This window comes from Enterobacter sp. TMH.L2, assembly GCF_050847315.1.
Classification (GTDB): Bacteria; Pseudomonadota; Gammaproteobacteria; order Enterobacterales; family Enterobacteriaceae; genus Cedecea.
This window is the reverse complement of the sequence record NZ_CP193791.1, coordinates 1,921,456-1,943,313: the sequence shown is the minus strand read 5'-3', so window position 1 is coordinate 1,943,313 and position 21,858 is coordinate 1,921,456. Positions and strand designations below refer to the sequence as shown.

At 54.9% G+C, this 21,858-nt stretch carries 21 protein-coding genes; 9 read left to right on the top strand and 12 right to left on the bottom strand.

Annotation, left to right across the window (positions count from 1 at the left end; genetic code table 11):
- Positions 1–12 precede the first annotated feature (12 nt).
- The 3 genes from rsmF (at position 13) to ACREYP_RS09430 (ending at position 2,237) form a co-directional block, all read left to right on the top strand.
- On the top strand, positions 13–1,461 hold the full coding sequence (gene rsmF, locus ACREYP_RS09440; RefSeq protein ID WP_498881318.1) for a 16S rRNA (cytosine(1407)-C(5))-methyltransferase RsmF: 1,449 nt from the start codon (positions 13–15) through the stop codon (positions 1,459–1,461).
- Between the two features lie 105 nt (positions 1,462–1,566).
- Positions 1,567–1,806 (top strand): YebV family protein, encoded by a 240-nt coding sequence (locus ACREYP_RS09435; protein WP_008453991.1) that lies wholly within the window; start codon positions 1,567–1,569, stop codon positions 1,804–1,806.
- 239 nt (positions 1,807–2,045) lie between these two features.
- Positions 2,046–2,237 carry a YdfD/YebW family protein gene (locus tag ACREYP_RS09430; protein WP_336818126.1) on the top strand — a complete coding sequence of 64 codons (192 nt, stop codon included), beginning with the start codon at positions 2,046–2,048 and terminating at the stop codon, positions 2,235–2,237.
- Between the two features lie 17 nt (positions 2,238–2,254).
- Here ACREYP_RS09430 and ACREYP_RS09425 read toward each other — a convergent pair whose 3' ends face one another.
- The 6 genes from ACREYP_RS09425 to yobA form a co-directional block, all read right to left on the bottom strand.
- On the bottom strand, positions 2,255–2,788 hold the full coding sequence (locus ACREYP_RS09425; protein ID WP_336818125.1) for a GNAT family N-acetyltransferase: 534 nt from the start codon (positions 2,786–2,788) through the stop codon (positions 2,255–2,257).
- A 14-nt stretch (positions 2,789–2,802) separates the two neighbouring features.
- Positions 2,803–4,050 (bottom strand): MFS transporter, encoded by a 1,248-nt coding sequence (locus tag ACREYP_RS09420; RefSeq protein ID WP_008453986.1) that lies wholly within the window; start codon positions 4,048–4,050, stop codon positions 2,803–2,805.
- 255 nt (positions 4,051–4,305) lie between these two features.
- On the bottom strand, positions 4,306–5,802 hold the full coding sequence (locus tag ACREYP_RS09415; protein WP_336818124.1) for a SulP family inorganic anion transporter: 1,497 nt from the start codon (positions 5,800–5,802) through the stop codon (positions 4,306–4,308).
- A gap of 541 nt (positions 5,803–6,343) precedes the next feature.
- A complete protein-coding gene (locus ACREYP_RS09410) occupies positions 6,344–6,688 on the bottom strand; it encodes a YebY family protein (protein WP_008453983.1) in 345 nt (114 codons plus the stop codon).
- 28 nt (positions 6,689–6,716) lie between these two features.
- Positions 6,717–7,592 carry a copper homeostasis membrane protein CopD gene (copD, locus tag ACREYP_RS09405; protein ID WP_008453981.1) on the bottom strand — a complete coding sequence of 292 codons (876 nt, stop codon included), beginning with the start codon at positions 7,590–7,592 and terminating at the stop codon, positions 6,717–6,719.
- A gap of 5 nt (positions 7,593–7,597) precedes the next feature.
- Positions 7,598–7,972: a CopC domain-containing protein YobA gene (yobA, locus tag ACREYP_RS09400; RefSeq protein ID WP_008453980.1), complete on the bottom strand. Its 375-nt coding sequence runs from the start codon at positions 7,970–7,972 to the stop codon at positions 7,598–7,600.
- Positions 7,973–8,113: 141 nt separating this feature from the next.
- Between yobA and ACREYP_RS09395 the strand changes: the two genes are divergently transcribed.
- From ACREYP_RS09395 to exoX, 3 genes are all read left to right on the top strand, one after another.
- Positions 8,114–8,344, top strand: a complete 231-nt coding sequence (locus tag ACREYP_RS09395) for a DNA polymerase III subunit theta (RefSeq protein ID WP_008453979.1) — start codon at positions 8,114–8,116, stop codon at positions 8,342–8,344.
- 129 nt (positions 8,345–8,473) lie between these two features.
- Positions 8,474–9,202, top strand: a complete 729-nt coding sequence (locus ACREYP_RS09390; RefSeq protein WP_336818069.1) for a carbon-nitrogen hydrolase family protein — start codon at positions 8,474–8,476, stop codon at positions 9,200–9,202.
- A gap of 29 nt (positions 9,203–9,231) precedes the next feature.
- Entirely contained in the window at positions 9,232–9,903 is a 672-nt protein-coding gene (gene exoX / locus ACREYP_RS09385; RefSeq protein ID WP_166991849.1) for an exodeoxyribonuclease X, read from the top strand.
- Here the strand turns inward: exoX and ptrB are convergent.
- The 3 genes from ptrB to ACREYP_RS09370 all read right to left on the bottom strand — a co-directional run bounded on the left by ptrB (position 9,900) and on the right by ACREYP_RS09370 (position 13,230).
- Complete coding sequence (gene ptrB / locus ACREYP_RS09380; RefSeq protein WP_336818215.1) at positions 9,900–11,957, bottom strand: oligopeptidase B; 2,058 nt, start codon at positions 11,955–11,957, stop codon at positions 9,900–9,902. The two genes, exoX and ptrB, sit on opposite strands and share 4 nt — an antisense overlap.
- 124 nt (positions 11,958–12,081) lie before the next feature.
- A complete protein-coding gene (locus tag ACREYP_RS09375; RefSeq protein WP_008453974.1) occupies positions 12,082–12,756 on the bottom strand; it encodes a tellurite resistance TerB family protein in 675 nt (224 codons plus the stop codon).
- A gap of 123 nt (positions 12,757–12,879) precedes the next feature.
- On the bottom strand, positions 12,880–13,230 hold the full coding sequence (locus tag ACREYP_RS09370; RefSeq protein WP_008453972.1) for a YebG family protein: 351 nt from the start codon (positions 13,228–13,230) through the stop codon (positions 12,880–12,882).
- A 136-nt stretch (positions 13,231–13,366) separates the two neighbouring features.
- Here ACREYP_RS09370 and purT point away from each other — a divergent pair, with 136 nt between their 5' ends.
- A complete protein-coding gene (purT, locus tag ACREYP_RS09365) occupies positions 13,367–14,545 on the top strand; it encodes a formate-dependent phosphoribosylglycinamide formyltransferase (RefSeq protein WP_166991843.1) in 1,179 nt (392 codons plus the stop codon).
- Between the two features lie 65 nt (positions 14,546–14,610).
- Here the strand turns inward: purT and kdgA are convergent, their stop codons facing one another.
- The 3 genes from kdgA to zwf form a co-directional block, all read right to left on the bottom strand.
- The gene (kdgA, locus tag ACREYP_RS09360; protein ID WP_166991840.1) at positions 14,611–15,252 is read right to left on the bottom strand and encodes a bifunctional 4-hydroxy-2-oxoglutarate aldolase/2-dehydro-3-deoxy-phosphogluconate aldolase; all 642 of its coding nucleotides are present in this window, start codon (positions 15,250–15,252) and stop codon (positions 14,611–14,613) included.
- A gap of 52 nt (positions 15,253–15,304) precedes the next feature.
- Positions 15,305–17,116: a phosphogluconate dehydratase gene (gene edd / locus ACREYP_RS09355; RefSeq protein WP_336818068.1), complete on the bottom strand. Its 1,812-nt coding sequence runs from the start codon at positions 17,114–17,116 to the stop codon at positions 15,305–15,307.
- Positions 17,117–17,382: 266 nt separating this feature from the next.
- On the bottom strand, positions 17,383–18,858 hold the full coding sequence (gene zwf / locus ACREYP_RS09350) for a glucose-6-phosphate dehydrogenase (protein ID WP_008453964.1): 1,476 nt from the start codon (positions 18,856–18,858) through the stop codon (positions 17,383–17,385).
- Between the two features lie 376 nt (positions 18,859–19,234).
- Here zwf and ACREYP_RS09345 point away from each other — a divergent pair, with 376 nt between their 5' ends.
- Together ACREYP_RS09345 and pyk are read left to right on the top strand one after the other, a co-directional pair.
- The gene (locus tag ACREYP_RS09345) at positions 19,235–20,104 is read left to right on the top strand and encodes a MurR/RpiR family transcriptional regulator (RefSeq protein ID WP_008453963.1); all 870 of its coding nucleotides are present in this window, start codon (positions 19,235–19,237) and stop codon (positions 20,102–20,104) included.
- A 127-nt stretch (positions 20,105–20,231) separates the two neighbouring features.
- Complete coding sequence (gene pyk / locus ACREYP_RS09340; protein ID WP_008453961.1) at positions 20,232–21,674, top strand: pyruvate kinase; 1,443 nt, start codon at positions 20,232–20,234, stop codon at positions 21,672–21,674.
- Positions 21,675–21,858 lie beyond the last annotated feature (184 nt).

Sequence of the window (21,858 nt, the reverse complement as noted above, 5' to 3'; positions counted from 1 at the left end):
GGGGCGTTTTTCATGGCTCAATCTACTGCCGTTTATCTTCCTCAACCTTTTCTCGACGCGATTCGTGACGCACTTCCCGCTGGCCAGACGCTGGAAAGTTTTATCGAATACTGTCAGCAGCCGCTGCGCCGCAGCCTGCGCGTCAATACGCTGAAGATATCCGTGGCTGACTTTCTGACGCTCGTCGCGCCCTATCACTGGCGTTTAACGCCGGTGCCGTGGTGCGAAGAAGGCTTCTGGATTGAACGAGAAGATGAAGAAACCCTGCCGCTGGGCAGCACCGCAGAGCATTTGAGCGGCCTGTTCTATATTCAGGAAGCCAGTTCAATGCTGCCCGTAGCCGCGTTGTTTGCCGACGGCAACCAGCCGCAGCGAGTGATGGACGTCGCCGCAGCGCCAGGATCAAAAACAACCCAGATTGCCGCCCGCATGAATAATACCGGCGCAATTCTTGCCAATGAATATTCCGCCAGCCGGGTAAAAGTCCTGCATGCCAATATCAGCCGCTGTGGGATCAGTAACGTAGCGCTGACGCATTTTGATGGCCGCGTATTCGGTGCCGCTCTGCCGGAATCCTTCGACGCCATTCTGCTGGATGCCCCCTGCTCCGGTGAAGGCGTGGTGAGGAAAGATCCCGATGCACTGCGCAACTGGTCGCCTGAAAGCACGTCCGAAATTGCCGGCACACAGCGCGAATTGATTGAGAGTGCTTTTCATGCGCTCCGCCCCGGCGGGACTCTGGTCTACTCGACCTGTACGCTGAATCGCCAGGAAAACCAGGATGTCTGCCAGTGGCTGCTGGATACCTGGCCGGACGTGGTAGAAATTGCCCCCCTTGACGAGCTTTTCCCGGAAGCAGCACGCGCGCTGACGCCGGAAGGTTTCCTGCACGTGTTCCCACAGATTTACGACTGCGAAGGCTTTTTCGTTGCCCGTTTGCGCAAAACGGCCTCTATCGAACCGCTGCCGGCCCCGGGCTATAAAGTAGGGAAATTCCCCTTCGCGCCGATGAAAGGCAAAGCCGCAGCCGAACTAACCGCCGCGGCGGCAAAATCGGGCCTTATCTGGGGCGATGAGCTGAATCTATGGCAGCGCGACAAAGAGATCTGGCTGTTTCCGAGTGAGATTGAACCGCTTATCGGGAAAGTGCGTTTCTCTCGCATTGGCCTCAAGCTCGCCGAACAGCACAACAAAGGCTTCCGCTGGCAGCATGAAGCCGTGGTTTCTCTGGTCAAAAGTGACAACCCGCTTTGCTTCCCGCTGAGCGAGACCGAAGCCGAGGAGTGGTACCGTGGGCGGGATATCTATCCAGAAGTGACACCGTCACGAGATGAAGTGATTGTCACTTTTCAGGGGCAGCCGCTCGGCCTGGCGCGTAAAGTTGGCTCACGCCTGAAGAACAGCTACCCAAGGGAATTAGTACGCGACGGCAAGCTTTTCGCCGCCCCGCAGGCTGGCTAAAAAAATAAGCACTTTTTGAGTTGGCAATTTGTGCTGCCTTGACTACGCTGAAATTGGAGTGACCCACTGGTCATACCACCTGCTGCGGATAACAAGGAGCCAAAGATGACAAAGACCAACGTTCGGATCGGCATCTTCGAGATCGATGATGCCGAATTACACGGTGAACAACAGGGGGATCGAACGTTAAGCATTCCCTGCAAGTCCGATCCCGACCTGTGCATGCAGCTGGATGCATGGGATGGGGCAACCTCTATTCCCGCCGTGCTGGACGGCGAACATTCCGTACTTTACCTGCAGCATTACGATCGCCAGCGCGATGCCTGGGTTATGCGCCTTGCATAATTCAAGATGAACCCGTCCCTGAGACGGGTTATATAGATCACAAACAGCCAAAAAAGTGGTTTTCAGCTGTTTGGAGTAGACCAGAGAATATTATTCATGGCTTTTGTCAGGCCCAAGTGCAGTTTTTAAATCAATGATTTTTGCCAGCACTTTCTCCGTCCACGGGACGGATTAATTATTTCCCCCACTCCCTTTGGCTCCCCTACACTTAAACCAAACGAAGCGGTTTAGAGGCGCTAATGTTTGCTTTGGTTTTATTTGTTTGTTATCTGGACGGCGGCTGTGACGATCTGGTGCTGGAAGTCTTCATCAGTGAACGGCAATGTCTGAGTGCGATGAGCGAACAGCGTATGCGCCACGGCGGCTGTTACCCGGTGGAAGAGTTTATCGATGGATTCTGGCGGCCTGCCCAGGAGTACAGCGACTTCTGAGCAGGGCCAGGTGAAGATTAGCGCTTGTTCGGGCGAAGGAACATGCGTATTTGCTTCCCGTGGTATTCAACGTAGTGCTGGAAAATAAAGCCGAAGCGCCCTGCCAGACCAATAGAACGCTGATTATCGTCATCAATAATGCAGCATACCGGCTCGCTGAAATTGTCATCCGCCCAACTTAACACTGCGCTGAGCGCCTCCGCCGCATAGCCTTTACCGTGTACCGCAGGAATAAGCGTCCAGCCCGCCTCCGGGTGTGCCAAAGCCGGGCTGAGATTTCGTTTAGCGTCCTGGAAACCAAACGCCCCTACGAATCGCCCACTCTGTTTTTCAAACAACGCCCAGTAACCGTAGCCCAGCGCCTGCCAGTGACCGATATAGCGCATCAATCGCGCCCAGCTCATTTCACCGTCCTGCGGTTTTCCGCCGCCGATAAACTTTACCATCTCCGGGTCAGACCAACAGGCAACCAGCGCCTCATAGTCGTCCAGCGTAAAATGGCGCAGGATAAGGCGTTCCGTTTCAAGACGTGGGGCTTCAGTAATCATCATGACTCCGCTCAGTATTACTCTTGTAGTCGTTGTTTAAGGCCTGATTTGCAGGCGTAAATGATAGCGCACAGCAGCAGGCTAAACAGCATGGTACCCAAAAACACACCCGCACCGGTCAGGGTTAGCATAACGCCGCCAATCAGCGGCCCAAGCGCTATGCCTAACGTCGTCAGGGTCGATGCTCCCAGGTACGCACCGCGGTGCTCATCCGGTGCCAGCTGATCCAGCAGAATATTCAGGTTCGGCATCAGAATGGCCTCGCCGATGCTGAAAATAACCGTCACGCTCACCCACAACAGTGCATCCGGCGTACGGACGGACCAGAACAAAAGCTGTGACAGCGCAAAGATAGCGCCCCCCAGCAAAATACGGTTAGACAGGCTAACTTGAGCCAAAAAGCGAACCAGAAAAAGCTGGGCAATAAGCACCGTACAGGCGTTCGACACCAGAATCAGCGTGATTAACTTTACGGCCGCCTCAGCGTCCAGCGTCAGTAAATAAAGCGGCACCACGGATTCATAATGTACGAAAACCACGGCGCATAACGTGCTGCACAGCAGCGCCGCAACGAACAGTTTGTCCCGGGCGATGATTAGCATAACGTCGCGTAATCTGACCCCGGGTTTATGTTCGCTATCTTTGGCAACCAGCTTGCCTGCAGGAATAAACAATAAGGTGTAAATAAGCAGCGGCAAATAGCTCACAGCCGTGATTACGAATGTCCCTTTCTGCGAAGTCAGCCCGAAAGCAATGCCGACCAGTGGCCCGGTGACCGCCGCCACATTCACCAAATAATAGCGAATCTGCAGAGCCAGAGCGCGACGACGGCGGTCGCCCAGTAAGTCACTCATCAGCGCTCGCGTCGGCGGCTCTACCCACGCGAAACAGACGCCAACAATCATTAGCCCAATGATAAATAACGCCATTCCCGTGGCCAGCCCAAGCAGAGCATAGCCAACAAACGACAGCGCACAGCCGAGGGAAAGCACGCCCCGGCGGCCTAATTTATCCGACAGCTGCCCGCCATACATTCCCAGCACCACTGCCAGAAGCGCACTGCTGGTCATCGCCACGCCTACAGAGATGGGCGAAAGATGATAATTACGGGTCATGATCACCGTCATAAACGGCCAGGCCATAAAATAGCTAAAGCGAATCACCAGGGTAAAAAGCAGCAGCGCAATCACCGTCGACGGGAAGGTTTTGACCGTCGGCCAAAAACCGCGCGCAGCGTCCTCACGGACGGCATCGTTTGTCGTCATAAAGTATCCTGTTAATTATCGTTATAGTGGAGGCGGGGCCGCTTACGCTGAGTAAGCGGTTAAATAGTAATAAGTTATTCCTTATTGACTGGCAACGTAAATGTTACTGAAATGTTTATTTCCCCAGCTTGTCGTTTAAACCATCAGCCGGGCAGCGGAAAGTAGTGGAAAATTGTGACCTGCCGCTCAAAAAATGGCATTTCGTGCTGGGAATGATTGGGGAGAGCCGGCAGCTGAACGCCGCCGGCAAAACGGTTAAAGTTTACCGCTCAGGCGCTGATGGAAATCGGCGCTGTGGGTGTCCAGGCCAACAATTTCGACCTGCGCCTGATAACGCTGATAGCGCGTTTCAATGGCATCTAATACGGCAACGGTGGAGGCATCCCAAATTTGAGCCTGAGTCAGATCGATCACCACCCGTGCCGGGTCGTCAGCATAGTGAAAATGCTCGACCAGGTCGTTGCTGCTGGCAAAGAACAGCGGCCCACGAACCCGATAAGTCACTTCGCTCCCGTCCGCTGCCAGCTGCCGCTCAGCACGCACCACATGTGCAATACGGCGAGCAAACAACATCATAGCGAAGATAACGCCGCCCAAAACGCCAAGCGCGAGGTTATCGGTATAAACCGTTATAGCGACGGTCGTGAGCATCACCAGCGTTTCCGGCACCGGCATTCGGCGAAGCGTAACTGGAGAGAGGCTATGCCAGTTCAGCGTTTTCACCGCCACAATCATCATGATCCCAGCCAGCACCACCATCGGAATTTTTGCCATCACTTCACTCAGCACGGTGACCAGCAGCAATAGCACCAGCGCAGCCGCCACGGTAGACAGCCGCGTTCGCCCTCTTCCCAGCTCAACGTTGACAATGGTTTGCCCAATCATGGCGCAGCCCGCGATGCCGCCATAAAAACCGGCGAAGATATTCGACACGCCCAGTCCCCAGCATTCGCGCCGCTTGCTGGAAGGTGTATCGGTGAGATCGTCCACCAGCCTGGCCGTTAGCAAGGACTCCATCAAGCCAACAAAAGCGATGCTCAGCGCGCAGGGCCAGATAATGCGCAGCGTCTCAACGTTAAGCGGCACTATCAGTTCCGTTAACCCGGGCAAACCGGCTTTCATCGGCCCGCTGTCGCCTACCGTGGGCATTACCCATCCCAGGGCAATACTCAGGCCGGTCACCAGAACAATCGCCACCAGCGGCGAAGGCACAGATTTAAGCAGTCTCGGCAACATTAAAACGACGGTGAGCGTCACGACGAACAGGCCCCAAACCAGCGGCGATTGCCCCCAGACATGAGGCACCTGAGCAAAGAAAATAAGAATACCCAGCGCATTCACAAACCCGGTCATTACCGAAAGCGGGATATAGCGCATCATTCGCGCCAGCCCGCTTAGGCCGAACAGGATCTGGATCCCGCCCGCCAGTACCACCGCAGGCAGGATATAACCCACCCCATATTGATGAACCATCGGGGCAATCACCAGCGCTACCGAACCGGCCGCCGCAGTGACCATTGCCGGGCGGCCCCCCAGAATCGACATAGCAAAACAAAGCACGATCGAGGCAATCAGGCTGACCTTCGGATCCACGCCCGCGATCAGGGAAAAGGAGATCACTTCGGGGATCAGGGCCAGCGCGGTGACGACTCCGGCCAGCAGTTCACGCTGGATGAGTCGAGGGGAGCGAAGCACGGCGCGCAGGCTATTCTCACGCGTATGTTGAGCGGCAAGCTCGGTTTGATTTGTCATAGTGGGATGCAGGCTTTTTGTCAGGAACGCCGCATTTCTCATGGAATGCAGTCAGTGAGGCCGAAAGTGTAGCGTTGTCGCGGCAGTGATGCGAATTTTTGTGACATGCGTCACTAGTCCGAAAGACTCACCGACCCGGCCCCCTCGTTTGCGCAACAAATAATTAACAAATTGAGCAAAAAACGCTGGACGGCAAGCTATCAAGGTGTGGTATGGTTTTAGCGCACAGGCCAGGTCGAAGCGTTATGGAAAACGCTTTACGCGCAAGCAAGCTGGCGGATTCCCGAATAAAAAAAAGACCGAACACGATTCCTGTATTCGGTCCAGGGAAATGGCTCTTGGGAGAGAGCCGTGCGCTAAAAGTTGGCATTAATGCAGGCTAAATCGCCTTGCCTCTTAAGAATAGATTACCGGCGCAGGTTTTCCAGTCCGCAACAAAAGTGGTCAGAAAAAAGGCGCACCAAAGGTGACTATTTATGCAAAAACAGCAATATCCCGTTGAGGCTATTGCTGTTTTTTTATGCCAGGAAATGCGTGTTTTTTATTCACCACAAAGCTTTTGCGCGCGCTCAATGAAGGGTTCGAGACTCATCTTCTGGCCAGGATGCTGCGGGTCGTCCACCTGAATAACGCTGATGGGCTGCCCGCTCGTTTTACCGCTCTTGATCTGCTGCTCGGCAATGGCGTTCAGCGGGTACTGCATCAGCGTACTTGGGTTGATGGCAAACAACGCATTCCCCGCTCTGCAGCTCAACATCACCTCTTCACGGTTGAACGCCCATTTGTCTTTACCCACCTCAAACCGACTCACGGTGATAATTTGCGGGGCAGCCAGCGCAGAACTCGCGCAGGCCAGCAGCAGTAAAGTCAAAATGCTCTTTTTCATGAATCTCTCATATAACCAATTTGCGCCGTCAGAACGGCTCCCAGGTAGCATAGATGCTGACAAGCAGCAGTATCGCTACCGATAGAATCACTTCCAGCCACGTAAGCTGAATAAATCTCCGCTGAGCATCGGCTTGAACAGCGTCGAAACGCGGCACCAGTATATAGCGGTTGATCAGCGCCAGCATAACCATCACTAGCACCAGCACAACCTTCAGCGCCAGCAATCGAACATAACCACTTTCCAGCGGCAGCGCCCAGCCGAGGATAAGCAAGCTATTCACCACGCCGGTCACCAGTACCGCAGCCACTGCAAGATGCCCGTAGCGCGAAAAACGCATCATTGCCGTAATCGCCGGAGTACGCCAGCGCGGCTTATGTGCCATATACATACAAACCAGCAAAGGCAGCAGGCCTCCCACCCACCAGGCCGCGCTCAGAAGATGAATCGCATGGTTCATCCGCTGAAAGACACCGAGCGCGCCGTCGTGCATTGCGGCATGCCCGACGCCAGCTAGCATAATTAGCTGCGCCGCGGCTAAAAGCAGCAATAACCCCGGCATTGCCCGGGGAGCGATCAGCACAGCGGCCAGCGTGGCCAGGCCCAGCAATAGCTGCCATATCCAGACGGAACCAAAGCGAGTCGTCAGCACCGCCTGCCAGACATCCGGCGAAAGAGTATCGCGCCAGCCGTCACCCATTTGCCCGGCCTGAGCCATGAATAGCAGACAGGCGCTAATGAGCGACAGCCAGACGGCAGGCCGCCACTGCGCCCTGAGGCGACGCACAAGCACGGGTTTAAACTGCTGCGGGGCAAGGAGCGAACAGCAGATGGCGCTGCCAAGCAGCACCATCAAGGCAGTGAAATGGATAAAACGCAGCGCGATGTAAAACGCCGACAGCATGGCGATTACTTCACGGAGAAGTGATAGTTACCTTTGGTTTTGTGCCCGTCGACCGACACAACATGCCAGTCCACGGAGTAATCACCCGGTTTCAGGGCTTCTTCAACCGGCACAATCAGCTGTTTGTTGTCGGTCTCAGCAACCTTCACTTTCCCGGTCTTCACGGCAGATTTCTGCGGGCCGGTCACGGTCACGCCGCTGAAGCCAGGCTCCACCCCTTCAGAGAAGCTCAGGGTCAGCGACTGCGGCGATGCTGTCACGGCGGAATCTGCTGCCGGAGACTGCTGCTTAAGGTGCGCGTGTGCAAACACGGCTGGAGAAACGGCCATAGCAGTGACAAATGCCGCCACGGTTGCGATGCGGGAGGAGATGAACGCCATATTAACTATTCCTTTTTGTTATGTGTCGAGGCGGCAAGGATACCCCCGCGTTAATACCAAGTCGAGACGGGAAAATCTATTGTTGCTTGTCATCCGGGGCGCAAAACAGTAACTTCTGCGCTGACATTGCAGGAGGATATGATGAGCTACAATCTCGCCGATTTACCCCAGGAAGAAATGGATAAAGTTAACGTCGACCTTGCCGCTGCCGGCGTGGCGTTTAAAGAGCGCTATAACATGCCCGTAGTGGCTGAAATGGTGGAACGTGAGCAACCTGAACATCTGCGGACCTGGTTCCGTGAAAAGCTGATTGCCTATCGTCTGGCCTCGGTGAATCTTTCCCGTTTGCCGTATGAACCGAAGCAAAAATAAAAAATTAAGAATTTTCTCTTTGATTCAAAACTAGTGCTACTCTCTTCCTTGTTCAGTTGACCACAAGCTTTGGCTCATCCCTCACGATTGCAGGACGCAATCGTTGGATGAAAGATTAAGGAAGAACCTATGCCACGCTGGAATGTTGCCGCTGCGCAATACGGTGCCGTTGCCGGAAGTTATCAGGCCAACATCGACCACCATCTCGATTTCATTCGCTGTGCCGCCGAAGAAGGCATCGATCTTCTGGTTTTCCCTCATCTCTCTTTATCCGGATTACGCCCCGACAACCATCCTCCGGCGTTTACCGATCCGCTGTTTGACCCGCTCAGCGAGGCTGCTCACAGCTACCATATGACCGTGATCGTCGGCATGTCGCTCAGTGACGAGGCGCATAGCGCCGCCGGTATGGTAGGTTTTCTGCCGGATGGGTCGCGTATCGCCTGTTGCAAACGTCCCGCAACGGCTATCGATGTAAATGCTCAAACCCCCGTCGCACCACTTTTGGGGCAACGTTCCCGCAATATTGCCCTGGCCGTTTGCGCCCAAAGCGATGATGAAGCCTGGCCCCGAAGCGCCGCTGATATCGGCGCCGATCTTTACGCCACCGGCGCCGCAATGACAGAACTAAGCTACCAGCAAGATGAGATGTATATGCAACGCTGGGCGCACAAATATGGACTCACCATTTTGCAGGCCAATTACGCCTGGTCCGGGGCAGAACTTCGCTCCGCTGGGCGCAGCGCGTGTTGGGATAATTTAGGCCAGCTAGTCGTCAGGGCCGACCAGGGTGAATTGCTGGCGATTGGCCGCCGGGATGAGAGAGGTTGGCACGGCGAGGTCATTCCTTTACGCTAGTCGCCTGAGGCCTGTTTACGGAGACTGCGATGCTGCGCATTATTGATACGGAAACCTGCGGATTACAGGGAGGCGTAGTGGAAGTTGCGTCGGTCGATATCATCGACGGCAAGATTGTAAACCCGATGAGCGATCTTGTCCGTCCTGACCGACCAATAAGCCACCAGGCAATGGCCATCCATAAAATTACCGAAGAGATGGTGGCCGATAAACCCTGGATTGAAGACGTCATCCCCCGCTATATCGGAAGCCCCTATTACGTGGCGCACAACGCCAGTTTCGACAGCCGCATGCTGCCGGAAATGCAGGGCGACTGGATTTGCACGGTGAAGCTGGCGCGTCGCCTGTGGCCGGGCATCAAATACAGCAACATGGGCTTGTATAAATCGCTAAAGTTGCATGTGGATACACCTGCCGGGCTGCATCATCACCGCGCCCTGTTTGACTGCTATATCACCGCCGCCCTGCTGCTGAGAATTATGGATGTGTCCGGCTGGAACGCAGAAGATATGGTCACGATTACCGGGCGCCCGGCGCTGGTAACCACCATGATGTTTGGCAAATACCGGGGCAAACGCATTGCCGAAATAGCCGAAGACGACCCGGGTTATCTTCGCTGGATGCTCAACAACATCAAGGAACTAACGCCGGATCTCCGCATGACGCTAAAACATTACCTGGCCGCCAGCGCGGCCGATTAATGCACGCGCCCTGGCAGCGTTCCCTGCGCCAGGGCAATCAGGAAAGCAAACTCCAGTGCCACGCCTTCGTAAGATTTGAAGCGCCCCGACTTGCCGCCGTGCCCGGAATCCATGTCGGTACAAAGCAGCAGCAAGGTCTCATCCCGCTTATAGTCACGTAATTTGGCAACCCACTTAGCCGGCTCCCAATACTGCACCTGCGAATCGTGCAGTCCGGTGGTCACTAACAGATGGGGATAAGCCTGCTCACGAACCTGGTCGTAAGGGCTGTATTGCTTCATATAGCGGTAATATTCTTCATCCTGGGGGTTACCCCACTCTTCAAATTCCCCGGTGGTAAGCGGAATCGACTCGTCCAGCATCGTCGTTACAACGTCGACAAACGGCACCTGAGCCACCACGCCATGGAATAATTCAGGACGCAGATTGATAGCTGCACCCATCAGCATTCCGCCCGCGCTGCCGCCCATCCCATAAAGCAGTTTAGGATCGCCATATCCCTGCCTGAGCAGCTCGTCGCACACGTCCAGATAGTCGTTAAAGGTATTCATTTTTTTCAGGTATTTACCGTCTTCATACCATTGCTGGCCCAGTTCACCGCCGCCGCGGACATGGGCGATGGCGAAGACAAACCCCCTGTCCAGCAGACTCAAACGGCTGCTGCTAAAATCAGCATCCATACTGCTGCCGTAAGATCCATAGCCATAGACCAGCAGCGGGCTTTTGCCCCGGCGAAAGTGTTTCCGGTGATAAACCAGTGAGACCGGTACCAGAGCGCCATCCCGCGCCGTCACCCACAGATGCTCGCTGCGGTAATGGCTAGCGTCAAAACCGGCAACCTGGGTTTGCTTGATAACCCGTCGCTCACCGCTGTCCATATCCAGCTCGAATAGGGTGTCCGGCGTTGTCATTGAAGAGTAACCGTAGCGCAGGTGGGAGGTCTCAGGCTCAGGATTGTAGCCAAGCCAGGTGACATAGGCCGGATCGTCAAAAGCGATGCCCGTGGACTCACGCGTATGGCGATTAATCTGGCGCAGGCTGGTCAATCCCTGCTGGCGCTCGGCAACCACCAGCCAGTCACGGAACAGCGTAAAGTCCTCAAGCATGACCTGTTCCCGCGCGGCAATCAGCGTTTCCCACTGTTTTTCGTCCCGCACGGCGCTGCGGTAGAGTCCGAAATTTTTACCGTCTTTGTTGGAACGAATGTAGAACCCATGCTGGTAGTGATCGACCGTGTACTCATGATCTTTCCGGCGCGGGGCAAAAACTTGCGGCTCGGCGTCTGCCAGTTCGGCATCCAGTAACAAAGCCTCACTCGTCGTCGCGCTGGCAAGATGAATGACAACAAAATGCTGGGAGGTTGTTTTATGCACGCTGACGTAAAAAGCGTCATCTTTTTCTTCATACACCAGTTGGTCATCGGCCACCGGGTGGCCCAGCGTGTGCCGCCAGACCTGATAAGGCAGTAAGGTTTTGGGATGCTTGCGCACGTAGTAAAGCGTGACGGAGTCATTTGCCCAAACAAAACCGGTCGAGACGTTCTCCAGCAACTCCGGATACCAGTTTCCGGTTTTCAAATTGCGCAGACGGATGCCGAACTGACGGCGGGAGAGATAGTCCTCTGCCAGGGCCATCACGGCATTGTCCGGCGTAATGGCCAATCCACCCATGGTGTAGAACTCGCTATGGGCGGCACGCTGGTTGGCATCCAGCAAAACGTCCCACTCGCCCCACTCTTCTCTGACCGCAGATTGCCGCTGATAAATCGCGTACTCATTCCCTTTGTCATACACCTGGCGGTAGCGATAGCCGTTTTTCACATACGGGGCGGAAACATCGCGAGGAGGAATGCGAGCGATCATCTCTTTGAGCAACTGATCCTGCAGCGCGCGCTGGCTCTCCATGATCCTTTTCCCGTAATCATTTTCCTGCTCAAGGTATTTCAGCACATCGGGATCGGCGCGGTCATCATCCCGCAGCCAGTAATAGTTATCCGTGCGGGTATCGCCATGCAGCGTCATAGCGTGAGGTATTTTTTTGGCTTTTGGCGGCATCACTTTCATCATTTTCCGTTTAACACCCCGTAAGGGTGGCAAATTCAGCCAGGCTTGCAAGCGGAACATGAAGGATTAAAAGAAAATGCCGGGAGAAACCCGGCACAGGCTGGTTGCAGGAGGATTACACCGCGAGCGGTTGTTTTTGCTGCTGAATATCTTGCTCAATACCGGAGCGGACATCCGGCGGTATGTTTAGCGCATCGCCCAGAGCGCTCAGGTAGCTACGTTCCATAAAGTGATCGATATCGATAGCCGTGCAGCTAAGGTAATAAAGCTCCAGCGCTTCCTCCTCATTTCTTACACCTTGTGCAAGCTGGTGAGGATCTAACGGCCTGTCGATCGCCCGTTCGACGAGCGCTTTACCTTCCCCGTCGATACCGACTTCACGCAGCTGTTGCTCAATAAACTGACGCTCTTTTGCATCGATATGGCCGTCGCTTTTCGCCGCAAAAACCAGCGCGGTAATTAATCTTTCGGTACGAACATCAACCGACGAGTGCGGCTCACTCCAGCCTGTGGAAACGGGCTGGCTCTGGCGAACCCGCTCCTTGTATTTGTTCCATAACACGCTTCCGGCCACGGCGCCGCCGCCGACCAGAAGCGCACTGGTGCCGTATTTTGTTAACAGTTTGCGGGAAGATTTACTCGCCAGCAGTAACCCGGCTAATCCACCCAGCGCCCCCGGCACCAGAAGTTTACCGATCCCTTCAGAGCTATTACCGGCTGCAGGCTGTGAAGATTGAGGAGAAGTAGATTGCCCCAGGAGCGACTGAAGCTGCTGTAACCAGTTATTCATGACGGAGATCCTCTGTTGACTTAACTCGTCGAGAGTAGGCCACAGGACGTCAAGAAACGTCGGACAGCGCTAAAGATGGGAAAAGAATCGCGCCGGCTACCCGGCGCTTACAGCAGAACCGTATTACGCGGCTTTGGTGCGTTTACGTCCAGGGTGTTCGCTGACGTTGTCTTCAGCCGCTGGCGATTGTTCAAGCGCTGAGGACTCCGCGTCTGGCTCAAACTGACTTAATTCCGGCTCTGGCAGCTTGCCGTTTTTCAATACGCCCGCCAGCAGATCCTTGTTTTCCGCCATCCACATCGCCAGGGTGTCGCTCTGCCCTTCATCCAGCGCAATCGGGCTTTGCTGCAGCCAGTCGCCGAGGACTTCAGCCAGATCCAGCATTTTGTCGTAAGCGTCAGCATCCTTTTTACTGGCAAAGGCCATTTTTTCTTGTCCCTCTCTCACTACAACATATTTAATCTCGACCGCCATTTTGCAGCTCCGTTTTACCTGTTTATTTATCCAGTATATCGTCATTCATTTTATCACACAAGCCGGAAAGCCGCTGCCAACGCAAACGTTTTCGTTTATACTGCAGCGGTCTTTTTCTTTGTTAAGGCTAAATCACATGTCAACGTTGGGAACCGCTCTGCGCCCGGCAGCTACGCGAGTTATGCTGCTGGGTTCCGGTGAATTGGGTAAAGAAGTGGCCATTGAATGCCAGCGCCTCGGGGTAGAAGTTATCGCCGTCGATCGCTACGCAAATGCGCCGGCAATGCACGTCGCACACCGCAGCCACGTCATTAACATGCTGGATGCCGCGGCGCTAAAAGCGCTTGTCGCCGCCGAAATGCCCGATTTTATCGTTCCTGAAATTGAAGCCATTGCCACCGATGCCCTGCTGGAGCTTGAAGCCCAGGGTCAGCGAGTGGTGCCGTGCGCCCGCGCCACCAAACTCACCATGAACCGCGAAGGGATCCGCCGCCTGGCCGCAGAAGAACTTCAGTTGCCAACTTCCAGCTATCGCTTCGCCGACAGCGAAGAAGCCTTCCAGCAGGCCGTGCATGAGATTGGTTTGCCGTGCATTGTGAAACCGGTAATGAGTTCCTCCGGCAAAGGCCAGAGCTTCATCCGCACAGCCGACCAACTGGCAAAAGCCTGGGAATACGCCCAGCTAGGTGGGCGGGCCGGTAAAGGCCGCGTTATCGTTGAAGGCGTGGTCAATTTTGATTTTGAAATCACCCTGCTGACCATCAGCGCCGTTGACGGCGTGCATTTCTGCGCGCCTATCGGGCACCGTCAGGAAGAGGGCGACTACCGTGAATCCTGGCAGCCACAGCAGATGAGCGACATCGCGCTGGCAAAATCGAAAGAGATTGCTGAAAAAGTGGTTACCGCTCTGGGCGGCCATGGCCTGTTCGGCGTGGAGCTGTTTGTCTGCGGCGATGAGGTGATTTTCAGTGAAGTCTCCCCTCGCCCGCACGACACTGGCATGGTGACGTTGATTTCACAGGATCTGTCTGAGTTTGCGCTGCACGTTCGCGCCTTCCTCGGCCTGCCTGTCGGCGAAATTCGTCAGTATGGCCCTGCCGCATCGGCGGTGATCCTGCCTGAGTTGCAAAGCGATAACGTTAAATTTAGTAACGTGGGAGCAGCGCTGGGCGGCGGTTTACAGGTTCGCCTGTTCGGTAAGCCGGAGATCGCAGGTAAACGCCGCATGGGCGTGGCGCTGGCAACCGGTAACAGCGTCGATGAGGCAGTGACAAGGGCCGTGACGTCAGCCGCTCAGGTAAAAGTTGAAGGATAAAAAAATCGCCCTCAAATGAGGGCGATTGAGTCAGTGGGCCCGCGTACTGCGGGCTTTTTTATGGCTTACAGCTTGGCGCCTTCCACCGCTTCACGGGCAAGCTGAGTGATGCGGTCGTAGTCGCCCGCTTCCAGCGCATCGGCCGGAACCAGCCAGGAACCACCGATGCACAGCACGCTTTTAAGCGCCAGGTAATCGCGGTAGTTAGCCGGAGATATCCCCCCGGTTGGACAGAAACGCACCTGAGAGAACGGTCCTGCAATGGCCTGCAGCGCTTTAGTGCCACCGTTGGCTTCAGCCGGGAAGAATTTGAACTCTTTCAGGCCATAGTCCATCCCCAGCATCAGTTCTGACACGGTGCTGATGCCTGGGATCAACGGAATGGTGCCTTCGGTCGCGGCTTTCAGCAGCGGCTCGGTCAGACCCGGGCTGATGGCAAACTGCGCGCCAGCTTCGGTCACTTCCGCAAGCTGCTGTGGGTTCAGCACGGTACCTGCGCCGATAATAGCTTCAGGCACTTCTTTCGCAATCGCACGAATGGCATCGATAGCACAAGCTGTACGCAGCGTGACTTCCAGCACGCGGACGCCACCGGCCACCAGCGCTTTCGCCATTGGCACCGCATGCTCCAGCTTGTTAACAACAATAACCGGCACAACCGGACCGGTTTTCAGGATCTGTTCTGCTGTAGTTTTCCAATTTTTCATCTGAGCGCCTCTTAGCCACTTTTAATCTGTTCCGGGCATTACTGCCGCGGGCTTAAAATTTAATGCAGGTTGCGCCTTGTTCAGCGCCCGAAAGCTGTTCGCGCAATGCGCCGAATAGCTCCCGAGCAGTCCCTACGCGCTCGGCGCTGAGATCCGGGTGATAAGCAGTGCGCGCCGCAAGTACGGCTTCATCGACCAGCAACGTAAGCTCGCCCGTTTGGCCGTTGACGCGAATAATGTCGCCATCCTGCACCTTCGCCAGCAGCCCGCCGTCATACGCTTCCGGGGTAACATGGATTGCGGAAGGCACCTTCCCTGAGGCACCGGACAGTCTTCCATCTGTCACCAGAGCAATTTTGAAACAGCGGTCCAATAATACTCCAAGCGGCGGCATAAGTTTATGCAATTCTGGCATGCCGTTCGCTTTTGGCCCCTGATGGCGGACGACGACAACGCAATCGCGGTCCAGTTTGCCGGCTTCAAAAGCAGGCAATACGTCATGCTGGCTTTCAAAAATAACCGCGGGCGCTTCAATCACCTGATTTTCTACCGGCACCGCTGAGGTTTTCATCACCGCCCGGCCCAGATTCCCGCTCAGCACTTTGGTTCCGCCGTGGCGGGAGAATGGTTTTTCCATCGTGGCAATAACGTCGCTATCCAACGGCTGGCTCGCGCCTTCACGCCAGGCAAGCTGACCGTTGTCGAGCCACGGCTCCATGGTGTAGTGATGCAGGCCAAAACCGGCCACGGTGTTAACGTCTTCGTGCAGCAGGCCACCTTTCAGCAGCTCACGCAGCAGCACCGGCACACCGCCCGCCGCCTGGAAGTGGTTAATGTCGGCAGGGCCATTCGGGTAGAGGCGCGCCAGCAGCGGCACAATTTCGGAGATCTCGGAGAAGTCGTCCCAGTTAATAATGATCCCGGCAGCGCGAGCCATCGCAACAAGATGCATGGTATGGTTCGTCGAGCCGCCGGTAGCCAGCAGTGCAACAATGCCGTTCACCACCACTTTCTCATCAATCATTTTCCCGAGTGGCATCCATTCGTTGCCGTTGCCGGTCAGGCGAGTGACCTGGCGCGCCGCTGCGTCCGTCAGCGCGTGACGCAACTCTGCATCAGGCTGAACAAACGACGACCCCGGCAACTGCATGCCCATAAACTCAACCACCATCTGGTTGGTATTCGCCGTGCCGTAGAAAGTACAGGTCCCCGGAGCGTGATAAGAGGCAGCTTCCGCTTCCAGCAGCGCGAGGCGGTCAACTTTACCTTCCGCATAAAGCTGGCGAATGCGGACTTTTTCTTTGTTCGGCAAGCCGCTGGCCATCGGGCCTGATGGCACAAAGACTGCTGGGAGATGCCCAAACGACAGCGCGGCCATCGTCAGCCCCGGCACGATTTTGTCGCACACGCCAAGATAGAGCGCCCCGTCAAACATGTTATGGGAAAGGCCAACGGCGGTAGACATGGCAATCACTTCCCGGCTCAGCAGCGAAAGCTCCATACCATCCTGGCCCTGAGTCACCCCGTCGCACATCGCCGGGACACCGCCTGCAACCTGCCCCACCGCGCCCACGGAATGCAGCGCCTTACGGATTTGCTCAGGATAATGTTCATACGGCTGATGGGCGGAGAGCATGTCGTTGTAGGACGTGATGATCGCAATATTGTTACGCAGCATGCTTTTCAGCGCCGCCTTATCGTCCGGCTGGCAGGCAGCGAAACCATGCGCGAGGTTACCGCAGGCAAGTTCCGAGCGGTGAACCGTGTTGCTCCGGGCTTTCTCAATGCGTGCCAGGTAGGCTTCGCGCGTTGGGCGGGAGCGTTCGATAATACGCGATGTTACCCGTAACAAATTTGGATGCATAGAAGTTCCTCAGAAAGTGGCTGTTCTCCCGCATTGATACCGTCATGTTCAGAGCTGATGAATGTAACTTTGTTGCCCATCGTAGCCCATCAGACTTGATGCCGGGAGCAAAAACGCTTCAGCTAGTGTAAATAAAAAAGCCCCGCGGGTGAATCCACGCGGGGCTATTATTCATAAAAAACTATGCCACTTCTGTGTTAGATCATGTTACCGGTAAAATAAGGTCCCTTTGTTAGTGACTTTTTACCGGCCATGTTCACGGCCTGTTACTCAAACTCGTTCCAGGAGTGGCCGTCACGGGTAATCATCGCCACGGAAGCCACCGGCCCCCAGGTTCCGGCCTGATAAGGTTTCGGCGCATCGTTATCCGCAGCCCAGGCTTCGGTAATGGAGTCGACCCATTTCCACGCCTCTTCCACTTCATCACGACGAACAAACAGCGCCTGAATGCCCCGCATGGTTTCCAGCAGCAGACGTTCATAGGCATCTGCCAGGTGAGATTCATTGAAGGTCTCGGAGTAGCTCAGATCCAGTTTGGTGGTTTGCAGGTTATGCTTGTGCTCCAGGCCCGGGACTTTGTTCAGGATCTGAATATCCACGCCTTCATCCGGCTGCAGACGGATAGTCAGCTTGTTCTGCGGCAATTCCTGCCAGGAATCTTTAAACAGATTCAGCGCAGGGTTTTTGAAGTAAACCACGACTTCAGAACATTTGGTTGGCAGACGTTTACCGGTACGCAGGTAGAACGGCACGCCGGCCCAACGCCAGTTATCGATATCTACGCGAATAGCCACGAAGGTTTCGGTGGCGCTGGATTTGTTCGCGCCCTCTTCTTCCAGGTAACCAGGCACTTTTTTGCCCTGCGCGAAGCCTGCGGTGTACTGACCGCGCACGGTTTTATCACGCACGTTGGTGCGGTCAATGCGGCGCAGCGACTGCAGAACCTTCACTTTCTCATCGCGAATATGGTCCGCAGTCAAATCAGACGGTGGAGACATGGCAATCATGCACAGGATCTGCAGCAGGTGGTTTTGGATCATGTCGCGCATCTGCCCGGCCTGATCGAAGTAACCCCAGCGGCCTTCAATACCCACTTCTTCGGCCACGGTGATTTCTACGTGATCGATAGTGCGGTTGTCCCAGTTGTTAGCGAACAGGGAGTTAGCAAAACGCAGTGCCAGCAGGTTAAGAACGGTTTCTTTACCCAGATAGTGGTCGATGCGGTAAACCTGGCACTCTTCAAAGAACTCGCCCACCTGATCGTTGATCTGCTGGGAAGTTTCGAGGGAAGTCCCCAGCGGTTTTTCCATGACGACGCGAGCAGGCTTGGCGTTAAGCTTCGCTTTACCTAACCCTTTGCAGATAGCGCCAAAGGTGCTTGGCGGCATAGCGAAATAGTTGATGGTGACGCGATTCTGCTGGTCGAGCATTTTCCCCAGCTTGGTAAAAGCAGAGGTGTCGTTGACGTCCAGGTTACAGAAATCCAGACGACCGCTCAGTTTGTCCCACAGGCTCTCGTCAATCTTCTCTTTCATGAAGGTTTCGAGGGCTTCGCGGACAACTTTGGTGTATGCCTCTTTATCCCACTCTGCGCGGCCAACACCCAGAATACGGGTCTCCGGATGGATTTGACCTGCTTTTTCCAGCTGATACAGGGATGGCAACAGTTTCCGGCGCGCCAGGTCGCCTTTTGCACCGAAAATGACCAGGTCGCACGCCTGGGCTGTTTGCGTTACCGCCATGTTTGTCTCCTCGTTTCGGATATCCCGGCTTTTACCGGCCCTTTGGGGCCCGGATAGCATTAAGCCAGGCACGTCTTGTAATTTTATTACGCTGCAATGTACTGCTTTTGCTGAATCGAGGACAACCGTTAACCCCGGTTTGACCGCCTCAATTGCTAACTTTTCCCACAATGCCGCACTAAAGCGTCATTTACTGGCGTTTTATTGTGCGATGTAACCGTTGCCAAAGTTAGACACCGATCATGTAATGAAAAAAAACAACAACATTACCTGGGCGACTCGCCCTATCACATTTTAGCAAGAGTATATTCTTGCTAAATCGGCCCACGATTTCTTCTGTTGCTGAAATCGCTAAAACCCATGAGTGCCCGCCTTTATGAATATGCTGGAAAAAATCCAGTCACAGCTGGAACACCTTAGCAAATCGGAACGCAAAGTCGCAGAAGTGATTCTTGCTGCGCCTCAGGACGCCATTCACTCCAGCATCGCGACGCTTGCCCGCAGCGCGGACGTCAGCGAGCCCACCGTGAACCGCTTTTGCCGTCGCCTTGAAACCAAGGGCTTCCCGGATTTTAAACTGCATTTAGCTCAGAGTCTGGCGAATGGCACGCCGTATGTAAACCGGAATGTTGATGAAGATGATAGCGTCGAGTCCTATACCGGCAAGATTTTTGAATCCGCTATGGCGAGCCTTGACCGGGTTCGTCAGTCGCTGGATATGTCTGCGGTGAACCGGGCCGTGGATTTGCTTACCCAGGCAAAGAAAATTGCCTTTTTTGGACTCGGATCATCCGCCGCCGTCGCGCACGACGCTACCAACAAGTTTTTCCGCTTTAATGTCCCGGTGATTTACTCAGATGACGTTGTTATGCAACGTATGAGCTGTATGAATTGTACCGAGCAGGACGTGGTGGTGCTTATCTCTCACACCGGCCGGACTAAAAATCTGGTTGAGCTGGCGCAGTTAGCCCGTGAAAACGATGCCATTGTGCTCGCCATCACATCGGAAGGCAGCCCGCTTGCCCGTGAGGCGACGCTTTCCCTGCTGCTGGATGTGCCAGAAGATACTGACATTTATATGCCGATGGTGTCTCGCCTGGCGCAGTTGACCGTCATTGATGTCCTGGCGACGGGCTTTACTTTGCGTCGAGGGGCAAAATTCAGGGATAACTTGAAGCGAGTCAAGGAAGCGCTCAAAGAATCGCGCTTTGATAAAGAACGTCTTCTCTCAGGCGATGAACGTTAATTTTTGATAACAAAGTTGTAACTTATTAGGCTGTTCGGTTACGTTGTCATGGGTGTTTACAGCACACCCTGACCTACCGAGTTTTTGTTCACGCAACACCAAGTTGTTTCAGTCAACGGAGTAATACATGTCCAGACGGCTACGTAGAACCAAAATCGTTACCACCTTAGGCCCGGCAACCGACCGCGATAATAATTTAGAAAAAATTATTGCCGCCGGCGCTAACGTGGTGCGAATGAACTTCTCCCACGGCTCAGCTGAAGACCATCAGCTGCGTGCAGATAAAGTGCGTGAAATTGCCGCAAAACTGGGGCGCCACGTGGCGATCCTCGGCGATTTGCAAGGCCCTAAAATTCGCGTATCTACCTTCAAAGAAGGCAAAGTATTCCTTAACCTGGGCGACAAATTCCTGCTGGATGCCAACCTCGGCAAAGGCGAAGGCGACAAAGAGAAAGTGGGCATCGACTATAAAGGCCTTCCGGCCGACGTTGTCCCAGGCGACATCCTGCTGCTCGACGATGGCCGCGTGCAGCTCAAAGTGCTGGAAGTTCAGGGCCTGAAAGTGTTTACCGAAGTGACCGTAGGCGGCCCGCTGTCTAACAACAAAGGGATCAACAAGCTGGGCGGAGGGCTGTCTGCAGAAGCGCTGACCGACAAAGACAAAGCCGACATTGTTACCGCGGCAAAAATTGGCGTTGATTACCTGGCCGTTTCCTTCCCACGCTGCGGCGAAGATTTGAACTATGCCCGTCGTCTGGCGCGTGATGCGGGCTGCGATGCGAAAATTGTGGCGAAAGTAGAACGCGCGGAAGCCGTTTGCGACGAAGCCGCAATGGACGATATTATTCTCGCCTCTGACGTGGTGATGGTAGCCCGCGGTGACCTGGGCGTAGAAATCGGCGACCCGGAGCTGGTTGGCATCCAGAAAACCCTGATTCGCCGTGCGCGTAAGCTGAATCGTGCCGTGATCACCGCCACCCAGATGATGGAGTCGATGATCACCAACCCAATGCCAACCCGTGCGGAAGTCATGGACGTGGCAAACGCCGTACTCGACGGCACCGATGCGGTGATGCTGTCGGCAGAAACGGCGGCAGGCCAGTATCCTGCTGAAACCGTAGCGGCAATGGCGCGGGTTTGCCTGGGCGCAGAGAAAATCCCAAGCATTAACGTTTCCAAGCACCGTCTCGACGTGCAGTTCGATAACGTGGAAGAAGCCATTGCGATGTCCGCGATGTATGCCGCTAACCACCTCAAAGGGGTTACCGCCATCATTTCGATGACCGAGTCCGGGCGTACCGCGCTGATGACGTCCCGTATCAGCTCCGGCTTGCCTATTTTTGCGCTCTCTCGCCATGAGCGTACGCTGAACCTCACGTCACTCTATCGCGGCGTGACCCCGGTTTACTTTGACAGCGCAAGCGAAGGCGTCGCCGCCGCTAACGATGCGGTAAACCTCCTGCGGGATAAAGGCTACCTGATTTCTGGCGACCTGGTCATCGTGACCCAGGGCGACGTAATGAGCACCATTGGCACCACCAACACCACGCGTATACTCTGCGTTGAGTAATTCTCGCCCGCGATAAAGCCCGACAGAGCCGCGACACACGTTCGCGGCTTTTTTATTATCTGCCCCGCTTCCCTGGCCGTAAACCCACACGCAATACAGCGTTTTAATTTCCACATCATTGTGAAATGATATGTTATAACGTAACAATTGATGGCAAGGTAGAGTCTTACGGCGCCACTTTCTG

Coding starts and splice junctions, on each gene's coding strand:
- ACREYP_RS09430 (WP_336818126.1), top strand. CDS start 2,046: ATGTTTGCTTTGGTTTTATTTGTTTGTTATCTGGACGGCGGCTGTGAC.
- edd (WP_336818068.1), bottom strand. CDS start 17,116: ATGCATCCAAATTTGTTACGGGTAACATCGCGTATTATCGAACGCTCC.
- ACREYP_RS09425 (WP_336818125.1), bottom strand. CDS start 2,788: ATGATGATTACTGAAGCCCCACGTCTTGAAACGGAACGCCTTATCCTG.
- zwf (WP_008453964.1), bottom strand. CDS start 18,858: ATGGCGGTAACGCAAACAGCCCAGGCGTGCGACCTGGTCATTTTCGGT.
- ACREYP_RS09435 (WP_008453991.1), top strand. CDS start 1,567: ATGACAAAGACCAACGTTCGGATCGGCATCTTCGAGATCGATGATGCC.
- copD (WP_008453981.1), bottom strand. CDS start 7,592: ATGCTGTCGGCGTTTTACATCGCGCTGCGTTTTATCCATTTCACTGCC.
- exoX (WP_166991849.1), top strand. CDS start 9,232: ATGCTGCGCATTATTGATACGGAAACCTGCGGATTACAGGGAGGCGTA.
- ACREYP_RS09415 (WP_336818124.1), bottom strand. CDS start 5,802: ATGACAAATCAAACCGAGCTTGCCGCTCAACATACGCGTGAGAATAGC.
- ACREYP_RS09420 (WP_008453986.1), bottom strand. CDS start 4,050: ATGACGACAAACGATGCCGTCCGTGAGGACGCTGCGCGCGGTTTTTGG.
- pyk (WP_008453961.1), top strand. CDS start 20,232: ATGTCCAGACGGCTACGTAGAACCAAAATCGTTACCACCTTAGGCCCG.
- ACREYP_RS09390 (WP_336818069.1), top strand. CDS start 8,474: ATGCCACGCTGGAATGTTGCCGCTGCGCAATACGGTGCCGTTGCCGGA.
- ACREYP_RS09345 (WP_008453963.1), top strand. CDS start 19,235: ATGAATATGCTGGAAAAAATCCAGTCACAGCTGGAACACCTTAGCAAA.
- ACREYP_RS09410 (WP_008453983.1), bottom strand. CDS start 6,688: ATGAAAAAGAGCATTTTGACTTTACTGCTGCTGGCCTGCGCGAGTTCT.
- kdgA (WP_166991840.1), bottom strand. CDS start 15,252: ATGAAAAATTGGAAAACTACAGCAGAACAGATCCTGAAAACCGGTCCG.
- yobA (WP_008453980.1), bottom strand. CDS start 7,972: ATGGCGTTCATCTCCTCCCGCATCGCAACCGTGGCGGCATTTGTCACT.
- ACREYP_RS09395 (WP_008453979.1), top strand. CDS start 8,114: ATGAGCTACAATCTCGCCGATTTACCCCAGGAAGAAATGGATAAAGTT.
- ACREYP_RS09375 (WP_008453974.1), bottom strand. CDS start 12,756: ATGAATAACTGGTTACAGCAGCTTCAGTCGCTCCTGGGGCAATCTACT.
- purT (WP_166991843.1), top strand. CDS start 13,367: ATGTCAACGTTGGGAACCGCTCTGCGCCCGGCAGCTACGCGAGTTATG.
- ptrB (WP_336818215.1), bottom strand. CDS start 11,957: ATGCCGCCAAAAGCCAAAAAAATACCTCACGCTATGACGCTGCATGGC.
- rsmF (WP_498881318.1), top strand. CDS start 13: ATGGCTCAATCTACTGCCGTTTATCTTCCTCAACCTTTTCTCGACGCG.
- ACREYP_RS09370 (WP_008453972.1), bottom strand. CDS start 13,230: ATGGCGGTCGAGATTAAATATGTTGTAGTGAGAGAGGGACAAGAAAAA.